At 59.9% G+C, this 13296-nt stretch carries 14 protein-coding genes; 12 read left to right on the top strand and 2 right to left on the bottom strand.

The features are described 5' to 3' along the window. Positions 1-2 precede the first annotated feature (2 nt). From ABLV12_RS01785 to sitD, 7 genes are all read left to right on the top strand, one after another. The gene (locus ABLV12_RS01785; protein ID WP_004104873.1) at positions 3-317 is read left to right on the top strand and encodes a PTS lactose/cellobiose transporter subunit IIA; all 315 of its coding nucleotides are present in this window, start codon (positions 3-5) and stop codon (positions 315-317) included. A gap of 244 nt (positions 318-561) precedes the next feature. Further along, complete coding sequence (locus tag ABLV12_RS01780; protein ID WP_348866740.1) at positions 562-1476, top strand: ROK family protein; 915 nt, start codon at positions 562-564, stop codon at positions 1474-1476. Between the two features lie 56 nt (positions 1477-1532). After that, positions 1533-2495, top strand: coding sequence for a LacI family DNA-binding transcriptional regulator (locus tag ABLV12_RS01775; protein WP_348866739.1), 963 nt, complete (start codon positions 1533-1535; stop codon positions 2493-2495). Positions 2496-2669: 174 nt separating this feature from the next. Beyond that, positions 2670-3587, top strand: coding sequence for a metal ABC transporter substrate-binding protein (locus ABLV12_RS01770; RefSeq protein WP_024274611.1), 918 nt, complete (start codon positions 2670-2672; stop codon positions 3585-3587). Beyond that, entirely contained in the window at positions 3584-4405 is an 822-nt protein-coding gene (locus ABLV12_RS01765) for a manganese/iron ABC transporter ATP-binding protein (RefSeq protein ID WP_004104877.1), read from the top strand. Before ABLV12_RS01770 ends, ABLV12_RS01765 begins: the two co-directional genes overlap by 4 nt. Beyond that, on the top strand, positions 4402-5250 hold the full coding sequence (sitC, locus tag ABLV12_RS01760; protein WP_049593564.1) for an iron/manganese ABC transporter permease subunit SitC: 849 nt from the start codon (positions 4402-4404) through the stop codon (positions 5248-5250). The genes ABLV12_RS01765 and sitC overlap by 4 nt, the downstream gene beginning before the upstream one ends. Next, positions 5244-6098 (top strand): iron/manganese ABC transporter permease subunit SitD, encoded by an 855-nt coding sequence (sitD, locus tag ABLV12_RS01755; RefSeq protein WP_269776794.1) that lies wholly within the window; start codon positions 5244-5246, stop codon positions 6096-6098. Before sitC ends, sitD begins: the two co-directional genes overlap by 7 nt. 177 nt (positions 6099-6275) lie before the next feature. Here sitD and ABLV12_RS01750 read toward each other — a convergent pair whose 3' ends face one another. Both ABLV12_RS01750 and ABLV12_RS01745 read right to left on the bottom strand, forming a co-directional pair. Beyond that, the gene (locus tag ABLV12_RS01750; RefSeq protein WP_004104880.1) at positions 6276-6626 is read right to left on the bottom strand and encodes a nitrous oxide-stimulated promoter family protein; all 351 of its coding nucleotides are present in this window, start codon (positions 6624-6626) and stop codon (positions 6276-6278) included. Between the two features lie 76 nt (positions 6627-6702). Beyond that, positions 6703-6987, bottom strand: coding sequence for a SelT/SelW/SelH family protein (locus ABLV12_RS01745; RefSeq protein WP_004104881.1), 285 nt, complete (start codon positions 6985-6987; stop codon positions 6703-6705). 215 nt (positions 6988-7202) lie between these two features. On the opposite strand from ABLV12_RS01745, the gene ABLV12_RS01740 reads away from it, so the two are divergent. The 5 genes from ABLV12_RS01740 to ABLV12_RS01720 all read left to right on the top strand — a co-directional run bounded on the left by ABLV12_RS01740 (position 7203) and on the right by ABLV12_RS01720 (position 13266). Next, entirely contained in the window at positions 7203-9572 is a 2370-nt protein-coding gene (locus ABLV12_RS01740) for a TonB-dependent receptor (protein ID WP_064370244.1), read from the top strand. A 71-nt stretch (positions 9573-9643) separates the two neighbouring features. Next, positions 9644-10684, top strand: coding sequence for a hemin-degrading factor (locus ABLV12_RS01735; RefSeq protein WP_004104883.1), 1041 nt, complete (start codon positions 9644-9646; stop codon positions 10682-10684). Then, the gene (locus ABLV12_RS01730) at positions 10681-11499 is read left to right on the top strand and encodes a hemin ABC transporter substrate-binding protein (RefSeq protein WP_004114781.1); all 819 of its coding nucleotides are present in this window, start codon (positions 10681-10683) and stop codon (positions 11497-11499) included. Before ABLV12_RS01735 ends, ABLV12_RS01730 begins: the two co-directional genes overlap by 4 nt. Beyond that, positions 11499-12494: an iron ABC transporter permease gene (locus ABLV12_RS01725; RefSeq protein ID WP_064397909.1), complete on the top strand. Its 996-nt coding sequence runs from the start codon at positions 11499-11501 to the stop codon at positions 12492-12494. The genes ABLV12_RS01730 and ABLV12_RS01725 overlap by 1 nt, the downstream gene beginning before the upstream one ends. Continuing rightward, positions 12487-13266 carry a heme ABC transporter ATP-binding protein gene (locus ABLV12_RS01720; RefSeq protein WP_023321507.1) on the top strand — a complete coding sequence of 260 codons (780 nt, stop codon included), beginning with the start codon at positions 12487-12489 and terminating at the stop codon, positions 13264-13266. The genes ABLV12_RS01725 and ABLV12_RS01720 overlap by 8 nt, the downstream gene beginning before the upstream one ends. The last annotated feature ends 30 nt before the right edge of the window (positions 13267-13296 follow it).

Genomic DNA, 13296 nt, shown 5'->3' with positions numbered 1-13296 from the left:
TCATGGAATTAGAAGAACAGGTGATGGGTATTATCATCAACGCCGGGCAGTCGCGCAGCCTGTGCTACGAAGCGCTGAGCTGCGCTAAAGCGGGGGACTTCGCCGCCGCCGACGAAAAAATGAAAGAAGCGGCGCATTTTGCCCGCGAAGCGCATCGGGTACAGACCCAGCTGATTGAAGCCGACGAAGGCGAGGGTAAAACCAAAATGACCCTGGTGATGGTTCACGCTCAGGATCATCTGATGACCTCGATTCTGGCGAAAGAGCTGATCGGCGAACTGATCGCCATTTACCGCTCGCGGCCGCTGCACGCGTAGGGCTCCCCTCTCCAGGGGAGAGAAGAAAACCGGCCTGCATCGCGGATGACGTAGCCCGGGTAAGGCGTTGACGCCGCAACCCGGGAAAACGGTAAATGCTCATGTCACCTGGCTGACTTCCCGGCTCGCGCTGCGCTTAGCCGGGTTACCCGGACTGCACGCGTAGCGCCCTCCCGGAAAAACCGGCTGGCATCGCGGATAACGTCGCGGCCCGGGAAACCGTCGACCACGATTAAGGATAACTATGCTACATCTGGGTTTAGACATTGGCGGCACCAAAATGGAAGCCGTCCTGCTCAACGCGGCGGGCGAATGCGTCTATCGCCAGCGCCGTCCGACGCATAAAGAGAGCTATCAGGCGTTTATGCAGCAACTGCTCGGGCTGATTGCGACCATCGGCGACTGGAGCGAATGGCCGTTTACTATCGGCATCGGCCTGCCGGGGGCTATCGACCCGCAAAGCGGCCTGATTAAAAACTGTAACTGTCTGGTGCTCAACGGCCACGACCTGCGTCATGACCTGATGCGGGAACTTGGTCAACAGGTATGGATGGCGAACGATGCCGACTGCTTCACCCTCTCTGAAGCGGTGGACGGCGCGGGCGCGGGGGCAACGACCGTATTCGGCGTTATTATCGGTACCGGCTGCGGCGGCGGCATCGCGGTGAACCAACGGCTACTTAGCGGGCCTAACGCCATCGTTGGCGAATGGGGACACAATCCTCTGCCGGGCTATTGCCCCGAGCGCGACGGTCCGGCGCAGCCCTGCTACTGTGGCAAAGAGAACTGCATCGAAAGCTTTATCTCCGGTACCGGCTTTGCCCGCCGCTACGGCGAACAGGCGCCTGCGGAAGCGATTATCGCCGCCGCGCAAAACGGCGAACCGCAGGCGCTGGCCCACTGGTGGCATTTTATTGACGCTTTCGCCCGCAGCCTGGCCTCGGTAATCAATATCCTCGATCCGCAGGTGATTGTGTTGGGCGGCGGGCTCTCCAACGTCGGGCAAATCTACGAGCAGCTGCCGTCGGCCATCGTCCCGTATCTCTTTTCCGACAGCTGCCGAACGCAGATCAAAAAGGCGCGCTTCGGCGACGCCAGCGGCGTGCGCGGCGCGGCCTGGCTGCCGGTTCTGGCCGCTGCTGAAGGCCCCCGCCGGTAGACACTTTTTTCAGCAGGTATGCTAAGCTAGGCGAAAATATTCACACAGAAAAAGCCATGCCAACCATTGATGATGTTTCAAGATTAGCGAATGTCTCCCGAGCGACGGTATCCCGCGTGCTGACCGGCACCCGGGGCGTGCGCGAAGAGAGCCGGGAAGCGGTGCTGCGCGCGGTAGAAGAACTTAACTACCGCCCGAGCTTTGCCGCGCAAAACCTCGCCAGTCAAACATCCAATCACGTGGGGCTGGTGATCCCGGCAAACGATGAAAGCAGCGGCGCGCGCCTGCTGCCGATGCTTTCATTAGCGCTGAAGGGGCTGAATAAGAACCTGATTGTTCAGTACGTCACGGATGCGGCGGAACAGGCGGCGGTCGTCGATGATCTACAGCGTCAGTGCGTGGCGGTAGTGGTACTCGGCGCCGTCCCGGCGGATGCGCCGCGCAACGTGATCTCTTTTGACCGTTTCAGCATTGCCGGGGTCAATAATCAGGGCTATGACTACGCTTTTGCTACCGAAAGCGCCTGCCGCTACGTGATCGGCAAAGGCCATCGCAATATCGCTCTGCTTATTGATAGCGACAGCGATGACACCAGCCGCCAGATGCTCGAAGGCTATCGCAACGTCCTGCAAAACTACTCCATCCCTTTTAACCGGCAGCTGATGCTGGCGGCCAACGACAACGTTGAACAGGCGCTGCTGACGCTGATCAACAGCTTCAGCAAATACTCGGTGATTATCGTGAAACGCGACCGCTACGCCGCCGAAGCGATGCGCCTGCTGCGCGAATTCAACATCGCCGTACCGCAGGAGGTTTCGCTGCTGAGCCTGGAGGATTCTCCCCTCGCCTCGCTGCTGAATCCGCCGCTGACCTGTATCTCCTGGCCGCTGGAGCAGCTGATGGAGAACTGCCTGCAGCGTATCCGCAACCTGATTGACGAGCGCCCCGCCTTCTCTCCCGAAGGGCGCACGCTGGCGGGCCGCCTGATCCCCCGCCAGTCGGTGGCCGATCTCTCCTGATTTTAGCGCCCGGCCCTTTGGCCGGGCCTTTTCCGCACGCGCCGCTGGTTTCAACGCTAATCATTCGCCTCACATCTAAATAAGAATTATTTTCATTTATAAATAGCTTATGCTATATAACATAGCCATGGCTATAAATGATGATTAATTAACCGCAACGTTGTGAGGGACCTTATGCTGCACCTGCCACCTTTGAAGCATCTGATGTTTGCCGCGACTCTGGCGCTGCTGGCCGTCGCCCCCGTCCAGGCCAAAGAGAAATTTAAAGTGATTACCACCTTCACGGTGATCGCCGACATGGCGCAAAACGTCGCGGGCGACGCCGCCGACGTCAGCTCCATCACCAAACCGGGGGCCGAGATCCATGAATATCAGCCGACCCCCGGGGATATCAAACGCGCGCAGGGCGCGCAGCTCATCCTCGCCAACGGCCTGAATCTTGAACTGTGGTTCGCCCGCTTCTATCAGCACTTAAACGGCGTACCGGAAGTGGTGGTCAGTAACGGCATTCAGCCGATGGGCATCAGCGAAGGGCCGTATAACGGCAAACCCAACCCGCACGCGTGGATGTCGGCGGACAACGCGCTGATCTATGTCGATAATATTCGCGACGCGCTGGTGAAATACGATCCTGCAAACGCCAACGCCTATCGCCACAACGCCGAAGCATACAAAGAGAAGATCCGTCAGACCATGGCGCCGCTGAAGGCGGAACTGGCGAAGCTGCCGCAGGATAAGCGCTGGCTGGTGACCAGCGAGGGCGCGTTTTCTTACCTGGCCCGCGATAACGGCCTGCAGGAGCGCTATCTGTGGCCGATCAACGCCGACCAGCAGGGTACCCCGCAGCAGGTGCGCAAAACCATCGACACCATGAAGAAAGAGCGCATCCCGACCATTTTTAGCGAAAGCACCATTTCCGATAAACCGGCGCGTCAGGTGGCCCGGGAAGCCGGCGCCCACTATGGCGGCGTCCTGTACGTCGACTCCCTGAGTACCGCCGATGGCCCGGTGCCGACCTACCTCGACCTGCTGCGCGTTACGACCCAAACCATCGTCCAGGGCATCAACGACGGACTAAGGAAACAGGCATGAGCCATGAGCAGCCGGGCCTCGCGGTCAACAACGTCAGCGTCACCTACCGCAACGGCCACACCGCGCTGCGCGATGCCTCGTTCTGCGTCCCGCGCAGCTCTATCGCCGCGCTGGTCGGCGTGAACGGCTCGGGAAAATCGACGCTGTTTAAAGCGCTGATGGGCTTTGTGCGCGTCGGAAAGGGCGATATTGCGATTCTCGGTCAGCCGGTTAATCGCGCTCTGCGGCAGAATCTCGTCGCCTACGTTCCGCAGGCGGAAGAGGTGGACTGGTCCTTCCCGGTACTGGTGGAGGATGTGGTAATGATGGGGCGCTACGGCCATATGGGCTGGCTGCGGCGGGCCAAACCGCGTGACCATGAGATTGTCGACGCCGCCCTGGCGCGGGTCGGCATGAGCGAGTACCGCCATCGCCAGATCGGCGAACTCTCCGGCGGCCAGAAAAAACGCGTCTTTCTGGCCCGCGCTATCGCTCAGCAGGGAAAAGTCATCCTGCTGGATGAACCCTTTACCGGCGTCGACGTGCAGACCGAAGCGCGCATCATCGAGCTGCTGCGGGAACTGCGCGACGAAGGCTGCACCATGCTGGTTTCCACTCACAACCTCGGTTCGGTAAGCGAATTCTGCGACTACACGGTGATGGTCAAAGGTACCGTGCTGGCCAGCGGCCCGACGGAAAGCACCTTTACCGCTGAAAACCTCGAGCTGGCGTTTAGCGGCGTGCTGCGCCACGTGGTGCTGAGCGGCGCGGAAGAGCGGATTATTACCGACGATGAGCGGCCATTTATCAGCCGCCGGGCGGCGGGGGGCGAAAGATGAGCTGGCTGCTGGAGCCGTTTAGTTATCACTATATGCTGAATGCGATGTGGGTTTCGGCCCTGGTAGGCGGGGTGTGCGCATTTCTCTCTTGCTACTTGATGCTCAAAGGCTGGTCGCTGATTGGCGACGCCCTCTCCCACTCCATTGTCCCCGGCGTGGCGGGCGCTTATATGCTCGGTCTGCCCTTTGCGCTGGGGGCGTTTCTTTCCGGCGGGCTGGCCGCGGGCAGCATGCTGTTTCTTAACCAGCGCTCGAAGCTGAAGGAAGACGCGATTATCGGCCTGATCTTCTCCTCTTTTTTCGGTATTGGCCTGTTTATGGTGTCGCTGAATCCGACCTCGGTGAATATCCAGACCATTATTCTCGGCAATATTCTGGCAATTGCCCCGGAGGATATTATTCAGCTGGCGGCGATTGGCTTTATTTCGATGGCGATTCTGCTGCTGAAGTGGAAAGACCTGATGGTGACCTTTTTCGATGAAAGCCACGCTCGTTCGATTGGCCTCAACACCAGCGGGTTAAAGCTGCTGTTCTTTACCCTGCTGGCGGCCTGTACCGTGGCGGCGCTGCAAACCGTCGGCGCGTTCCTGGTGATTTGTCTGGTAGTGACGCCCGGTGCCACCGCCTGGCTGTTGACCGATCGCTTCCCGCGCTTGCTGGCGATTGCCGTTGCGATTGGCAGCCTGACCAGCTTTTTCGGCGCCTGGCTGAGCTACTATCTGGACGGGGCGACCGGCGGGATTATCGTCGTCGCCCAGACGCTGCTGTTTTTAACCGCTTTTGTTTTCGCGCCGAAGCACGGCCTGCTCGCCAGCCGTCGCCGCGCCAGGGAGGCCTCATGCTGAGCGCGCTGCTTGAACCTTTTCAGTTCTCCTTTATGGTCAACGCCATGCTGGTGGCGACGATCGTTGCCGTTCCCTGCGCGCTGCTGTCGGTCTTTTTGGTGCTCAAAGGCTGGGCGCTGATGGGCGATGCCATGAGCCACGCGATTTTTCCGGGGGTAGTGGTAGCGTATATCCTCGGTATCCCCTTCGCCATCGGCGCGTTTATCGCCGGGTTATTCTGCGCCATCGCCACCGGCTATCTCGACGATAACAGCCGCATTAAACGCGATACGATCATGGGCATCGTGTTTTCCGGGATGTTTGGCGCGGGCCTGGTGCTGTACGTGTCGATTCAGTCGGAGGTGCATCTCGATCATATTCTGTTTGGCGATATGCTGGGAATTTCCGCCGGCGATATTGCGCAAACGTCGCTGATCGCACTGGGAATAGCACTGATTATCGGGTTTAAGTGGCGTGATTTTCTGCTGCACGCCTTTGACCCGCAGCAGGCGAAGGCCAGCGGATTGCGCTGCGGGCTGCTGCATTATGGGCTACTGTGCATGATTGCGCTGACCATCGTGGCGACGCTGAAAGCGGTGGGGATCATTTTGTCGATTTCGCTGCTGATAGCGCCGGGGGCGATCGCTCTGCTGCTGACGCGGCGGTTTATCAACGCCCTGCTGCTGGCGGTGGCGGTGGCGTTAGGCTGTTCGCTGGGCGGCGTGTGGCTGTCGTTTTATCTCGACAGCGCGCCGGCGCCGACCATTGTGGTGCTGTTTACCGTTCTGTTCGTTATCGCGTTTATCTGGACGTCGGTTCGCGATAGTCAGACCACAGCCCGTTCCGGCGAGGCCCCGGGTCGCGACTGACGCCTTACCCGGCCTACCTCTCCCGTAGGACGTAGCCCGGACAGATGCGCAGCATCGCCTCCGGGGAAAATTCGCCATTTTTTAGGCCAGCGAGGCCCCGGATCGCGGCTGACGCCTTACCCGGGCTACAGACCGCACGAATTGTAGCCCGGCTAAGCGCAGCGCAAGCCGGGGAGTTTATTGCGGCTTTTTGGGTCGATACTTTTCCGGTAACTCCGGCACCGGGCGTTTATCATCGATCAGGTGGCGAATCGTCAGGATCGGATGCCGCCAGAGCATCCTCGGCCCCGCCCAGCGCATAATCTGCTTCATCTCTTCGCGTTTCGCGGGCTGATAGCAGTGCACCGGGCACTGCTTGCAGGCCGGCTTTTCTTCGCCAAATACGCACCTATCCAGCCGCTTGTCGGCATAGGCGTTGAGCGCCTGATAGTGTTCGGTATCGTCACGGGCCTCCGGGCAGCGGCGCTGGTAGAGCGCGATCATGCTGCTAATGGTCTTTTTTTCCCGCGCAATACGTTTGCCCGCCATCGCCTGTTCCTCCCGAAAAAGATGTATTTATAATACACATTCAGAGAGGGCGATGCAGCCCCATACTCCCTGAGGATTATGCCGGCTTGTCCAGGTGCCCCAGCGGTTTTTCCGGGAAGCATACATCGCGTACCCGGCGCTTGAGCTCCGCCGCATCGGGGAAACCTCCGTCCTGCTTGCGCTCCCAGATTTGCACATCATCAACGGCGACCACGAAGATCCCGCCGGTCCCCGGCACCAGCGTGACCGAAGCGATGTCGGTGCTAAAGCTGTGCAGCAGCTCCTGGGCCATCCAGCTGGCGCGCAGCATCCAGTTGCACTGCGAACAGTAGGTGATGGTAATCGCGGCTTTGTGGCTCATCGGCTTCTCGCTGTCGGTAAAAGGGCAAATTGTAAACAACTTGCAGATTAATTGAAGAATACATGATTATTTTGTTGCAAACGATAATACCTATCATTACCATTCGCAATCAACAAGCATGGAGAAAAAACGTCCAGTAACGGAATAACGGGACACACCTGCACTCTGGAAGTAACGCGTGGGCCAATACTAATAATGATTAAGGCGTGGCTACTATGTATAACTCCACTCAATCAACAGCATGGTTCAAGAAAAGCCTGCTGGTGACTTCTTTGCTTACAGCAATTTATCAGACTTCCGCCGGGGCGGCTGATACCACCGCGAAAACCACCAGCAGCGCATCGACTGATGACAGCTCGGAACGGATGACCGTTACCGCGCCGGCGCCGTTGCTAAAAGCGGGCAGCGAACATTCAATCAGCGCTCAGGAGCTGCAGGATAAAGGGGCCAACGACTTTGGCTCGATCATGCGCTACGAGCCGCTGATTAGCGCCACCGGCGCCAGCGGCGGTTCCGGCAACGGCAAAAGCGGCTTCGACCGCGGCGGCTATACCGGCTACAATATTCGCGGCATGGAGAGCAACCGCGTCGGGATCGACGTCGACGGCATTGCCCAGCCGAACGCCACCGGACGCAGCTACGCCAGCCGCGCGGGCCTCAATACCTTCGGTATGGGTCGCGACTATATTGACCCCTATATGTACGGCAGCATTGATATTCAGTCCGGGGCGACATCAACAGAAACCGCCAACAGCGCCATCGGCGGCAACGTCTCTTTCCGTCCGAAATCTGCGGATGACTATCTGCATCCGGGCAAAACCAGCGCCTTCGGCTACCGCAGCGGCTACGACTCATCCGATCGCAGCTGGCACAACGGCGTGACCATAGCCGGCGGCGATGAAACCCTGCGCGGGGTCTTCGTCTACAGCCGTCGCGACGGTCAGGAGACGGAAAATAACAGCGGGACCGTTGATTCCTATCCGGCAAACTGGCACTCGGACGCCTTTATGGCCTCCGGGATCTGGCAGCCGAATGACGAGCATAAGTTCACCAGCACCTTCGATTATTACCATAAAACGAACCACACCCATTACGACGCCTGGGACTCCAGCGGCAACAGCGTTATCGGCACGTCAAACCAGACTAGTCAGACCCGTCGCTGGGGCCTGAGCCTGAAAGATGACTGGACGCCGATGAATGATTATATCGACAGCGTATCGACTAAAGTCTACTACCAGCATACCGAGGCCCACGACTGGACCTATATGCCCGACAGCATCACCCGCGCGATGCAAACGGTGAGCTCCGACTATGACACCGACACCTGGGGTATTCAGAGCGCGCTGGCGAAATCGATAGGCCGCCACGATCTGAGTGCCGGTTTTAACGCCAGCACGACGAAAACCCAGCGGCCGTTAACCCAGTCGCCAACCCCGAGCGCTTATAGCCAGATTATGCAGCCGGACGCCGATAGCCGCGGCTATATCGTCGCCGGCTTCCTGCAGGACAAAATTAACTTCGATCTCGACGGCCATAACTTTGCGGTGATCCCGGGCATTCGTGTGATGCATCAGTCGACCAAACCGGAAAACGTCTCCGATTTGGCCAACAACAGCAGCGTACTGACCGGTTCCGACGTGTCAAATCTGTACGGTAAGAACGCTGATACCCAGGCGCTGCCGTCGCTGGTCTTGCAGTACGATATCACTCCGCGCCTGATGACTTATCTGCAGTATCAGCGCGGCGCGCAGTTCCCTAACGCCAGCCAGCTGTACGGTTCCTGGAACCTCGGCTCCAGCTACGCCGGACGCGCCCAGTATGCGCTGATCGGCAACACCGATTTGAAAACCGAAACCAGCGATAACGTTGAGTGGGGGATGAAAGGCGAAGTGACGGAAGGCATCACCATGCGCACCGCGCTGTTCTACAACACCTATAAGAACTTTATCGCCTATACCCGCTACACCCGCGCCAATAATCCGCTGCAGTTCGCCAGCGTTCCGTCGAACATCTACACCATTTACCAGGCGGAAAACCGCGATAAAGCCTATATCTACGGCGGCGAAATCAGCGCTAAATTCAACTTTGGCACCTGGTTTGAAGAGGTTAACGGCCTGAGCGCCACTCTCGCTTACGGTTATAGCGAGGGGCAATCGAAATCCAGCTACAGCGGCGACAAGTACGTTGACCTCGATAGCGTCGCGCCAATGAAGGCTATCGTCGGCGTGGCGTGGGACGATCCGGCAAAAGTGTACGGCACCGCGCTGACCGCCACCTTTGTTAAGGGCAAGCGCGCCACCGCCACCAACCGTGAAAGCTATACCAACACCGGTTCCGCCATTACCGATTCGACCAACGAATATATGCGCGTTCCGGGCTACGGCATGCTGGACTGGACCGCGTACTGGCAGGTCGCGAAGAACGTGCGCCTGAACGGCGGCGTTTACAACATTACCGATCGTAAATACTGGGATTATCTGAGCAGCCGCAATATCGAAACGGCGACGAATCAGGACGCCAACGACAGAGCGCTGGCGGTGATGCCTGGCCGTACCTGGCAGTTGGGCGTGAACGTCGATTTCTGACCGGCCAATAATAAGAAACCTGCTCCCCGGCCGCGCGCCGGGGAAACTCATCGTAGAGAAGGATGTGAATTATGCAAAACACCCAACCGCAACATGCCCCGCTGTGGCAACGCTACCTGACCACGAAAGCGCAATCTTCCGCGAAATACGCCCGCGATATCGCCGCCGAAATGGGGATTAGCGAAGCGGAGCTAACCGAAGCCCGCCTGGGCTACGACGCCGTACGTCTGCAGAACGACGCCCGCGCCATCCTGACGGCACTGGAAGCCGTGGGGGAAACCAAATGCATCTGTCGCAACGAATACGCGGTGCATGAACAGGTCGGCGAATTTACCCATCAGCATTTAAGCGGCCACGCCGGACTGGTGCTCAATCCGCGCGCCCTCGACCTGCGCCTGTTTCTGAGCCAGTGGGCCAGCGCTTTTCGTCTGAACGACAACGGCCGCCAGAGCATCCAGTTCTTTGATCCGCACGGCGACGCGCTGCTCAAGGTTTACACCACTGAAAATACCGACATGGCGGCCTGGGATGCGCTGATTGTCGCGCAGACGCAGCAATCGCCTGCCCCGCTGGCGATTCGCCCGGCCGATCCGCTGAAATTTGCCGACTCCGCCGACGGCGAGGCGCTGGAAAACGAATGGCGCGCCATGACCGACGTCCACCAGTTCTTCGGCCTGCTGAGAAAATATAACCTGTCGCGCCAGCAGGCTTTCCGCCTGGTCAGCGACGACCTCGCCTGCCGCATTGACAACCAGACGCTGCCGGGCCTGCTGGAAACCATCCGCCAGGACGGCAACGAGATCATGATTTTTGTCGGCAACCGCGGCTGCGTGCAGATCTTCACCGGCGCGCTGGAAAAAGTCGCTCCGATGCGCGGCTGGCTGAATATCTTCAACACCGCTTTTACCCTGCATCTGCGCGAGGAGAGCGTGGATGAAATCTGGGTGACCCGCAAACCGACCTCTGACGGCCACGTCACCAGCGTCGAGCTGTTCGCCAAAGACGGCACGCAGATCGCACAGCTGTTCGGTCAACGCAGCGAAGGCCATCCGGAGCAGACGCAGTGGCGTGCGCAGGTCGATCGTTTGACTACCGAAGGACTCATCGCATGAAGCGCTGGCTGATATTGCTTGCGGCGCTCCCGCTGTTGGCCAGCGCCGCCGCCGAGCGCATTGTGTCACTCGGCGGCGACGTCACGGAGGTGGTTTACGCCCTCAACGCCCAGCGGCAGCTGGTGGCGAAAGACAGCACCAGCACCTGGCCTGCCGCCGCGCAGAGCCTGCCGGATGTGGGTTATATCCGCCAGCTGAATGCCGAGGGGATCCTCTCCCTGCGCCCGACGCTGGTGCTGGCCAGCGCCCAGGCGCAGCCCTCGCTGGTGCTGAAAAAGGTGGCAGAGAATAAGGTTAAGGTCGTCAACGTGCCGGGCGGCTACGACCTTCCGGCAATCGAAGCAAAAATTGACGTGATTGCCGACGCCCTCGGTAAGCAGAGCGAAGGAAAAGCTCTGCGCCACAAGCTTCTTCAGCAGATCGCGCAAATTCCTTCCCAGCCTGTAAACAAGCGGGTGCTGTTTATCCTCAGCCACGGCGGCATGAATACCATGGTGGCCGGGAAACAAACCGCAGCGGATGGGGCAATCAGGGCGGCCGGGTTAGAGAATGCCATGCAGAGCTTCGACCATTATCGCAGCATGTCGCAGGAGGGCGTTATCGCCAGTAAACCGGACCTGGTGGTGATCTCCGCCGATGGGCTGAAAGGCATGGGCGGCGAAGCCGGGCTCTGGAAACTGCCGGGACTGGCGCAGACGCCAGCGGGGCGCAATAAGCAGGTGCTGGTGATAGATGATATGGCCCTGCTCGGCTTTGGCCCGCGTACCCCGCAGGCGGTGCTCGCGTTACGGCAAAAAGCGGAGCATCTGCCCTGATGCGCACCCACCCTGCCCGTCATCTGGGGTTAATGACGCTGCTGCTGATTTTCCTGACGTTGCTCGCCACGACCCTGGGCGCAATGCGCCTGCCATTAGCCAGCCTGTTGCCCTCCGGCGATGAGATCCTGAGGAATATCTGGCTGACCATTCGTTTGCCGCGAGTGCTGCTGGCGCTGCTGGTCGGCGCCGCGCTGGCGCTTTCCGGCTGCGTGATGCAGGGGCTGTTTCGCAACCCTCTCGCCGACCCCGGGCTGCTAGGCATTAGTAGCGGCGCGGCGCTGGCGGTCGCCTGCTGGCTGGTACTGCCCCTGTCGGTGCCGGCGCTCGTGGCGCTGTACGCCCCGATGCTGGCGGCGTTTATCGGCAGCATGGCGGTGATGGTGGTAATTTTTATTCTCAGCCGGGCGGGCGACGCCTCACTTTCGCGCCTGCTGCTGGTCGGCATCGCCATTAATGCCCTGTGCGGCGCGCTGGTCGGGGTACTTTCGTGGATCAGCAATGATACCCAGCTGCGCCAGCTTTCCCTCTGGGGGATGGGCAGCCTCGGGCAAGCGGAATGGTCGACGCTGCTGGTGGCCGCCACGCTGATGATCCCGGCCTCGCTGGTGGTGTGGGCGATGGCTTCGCGGCTCAACCTGCTGCAGCTGGGCGATGAAGAGGCGCACTATCTCGGCGTCAACGTTCGCGCCCTGCAGCGGCTGCTGCTGCTGTGCAGCGCATTGCTGGTGGCGTCGGCGGTGGCCATCAGCGGCATTATCGGTTTTATCGGACTGGTGGTGCCGCATTTGATGAGGATGTGGCTGGGGCCGGACCACCGCGGCCTGGTCCCCGGTTCGCTACTGTGCGGCGCAATGTTGCTGCTGCTGGCCGACACGCTGGCGCGCACCGTTGCCGCTCCTGCGGAGATGCCGGTCGGGCTGTTGACCAGCGTACTTGGCGCGCCGTGGTTTCTGTGGCTGATTTTTCGTCGGGAGAAAGGGGCTCATGGATAACCGCTATAGCGCGCGTTCGCTTTCGCTGCGTCTGAGTAACCGGCAGATTATTCATGATGTTTCGCTCCAGCTTTGCGGCGGCGAGATGACGGCATTGATTGGCCCCAACGGCGCCGGTAAATCGACCCTGCTGCGCCTGTTGACCGGTTATTTAACGCCCGACGAGGGCGAACGGGTGGTGGAAGGCCGACCGCTGGAGAGCTGGTCGGCAGAAACGCTTTCGCGCCGCCGGGCGGTGATGCTGCAACGCACCCAGTTGCACGCAGACTGGCCGATAGAAACGATTATCGCTATGGGGCGCTCGCCGTGGGGCGGCGCGATAAACCAGGAGATGATCTGCCAGGTAATGAAAGAGACCGGGTGCGATCATCTGGCCGGAAGACGCTACCCTACCCTCTCCGGCGGCGAGCAGCAGCGGGTGCAGCTGGCCCGCTGCCTGGCGCAGCTTTGGCGCGACGGCGCCCCCGAGGGCTGGCTGTTCCTTGATGAACCCACTTCGGCTCTGGATCTCTATTACCAGCAGCACCTGCTGCGCCTGCTCAAACGCCTGACCCGCAGCCGCCGCCTGCACGTCTGCGTGGTACTGCACGATCTGAACCTCGCAGCGCTATGGGCCGATCGGATTCTGCTGCTGCATCAGGGGAAACTGGTGGCTCAGGGCACGCCGCAGGAGGTGATCCAGCAGCCGATTATCAGCCGCTGGTACGGCGCGGAGGTCAGCACGGGCAAACATCCCGATGCGGCCGTTCCGCAGGTGTATCTGGCGCCGTGAGCTGAGGAAATGATTGTGCCGGGCGTAGGC

Origin of the sequence: Klebsiella sp. CN_Kp100, from assembly GCF_040065315.1 — a bacterium.
Lineage (GTDB): Bacteria > Pseudomonadota > Gammaproteobacteria > Enterobacterales > Enterobacteriaceae > Klebsiella > Klebsiella oxytoca.
Note: the sequence above shows the minus strand (reverse complement) of the source record. Positions and strands in the feature narration are given on the sequence as shown.